The sequence below is a fragment of the Parendozoicomonas verongulae genome (assembly GCF_009711465.1).
GTDB lineage: Bacteria > Pseudomonadota > Gammaproteobacteria > Pseudomonadales > Endozoicomonadaceae > Sansalvadorimonas > Sansalvadorimonas verongulae.
Map to the genome: position 1 here is coordinate 1 of NZ_SMME01000157.1, position 303 is coordinate 303.

The 303-nt window shown below is 54.5% G+C and carries 1 protein-coding gene; it reads right to left on the reverse strand.

Going from position 1 to position 303, the window contains the following annotated elements:
- Positions 1–102: 102 nt before the first annotated feature.
- A partial coding sequence (locus tag E1189_RS24205) for a hypothetical protein (protein ID WP_230459798.1) occupies positions 103–303 on the reverse strand: 201 nt, incomplete at its 5' end.

The window sequence follows — 303 nt, forward strand, 5'->3', positions numbered from 1 at the left end:
GAGGAGAACCCGAGAAAGCGGCGCGTCACGCAGCTTGCCCCCATGCTACCGACCTGTCTTCCCCTCTCCAAAAAATCACGTATCTGCTCTCCCCCGCAGAACTCACTTTATTGCATTCAAAATGATGCTGACCGGCAGGCAGTACTTGCTCTGTATCGGGATCATCAATCCTCTCAGGGTGAGGTCATTTGCCTGCGCTCGCCTCAGGATCTGGAGCATAACGGCCTGATACGTCAGGTGACCTGCACGGGATCTGGCCAGCTTAAAGTAAATACCGGCCGAATATACTCCGATACCCCTCTG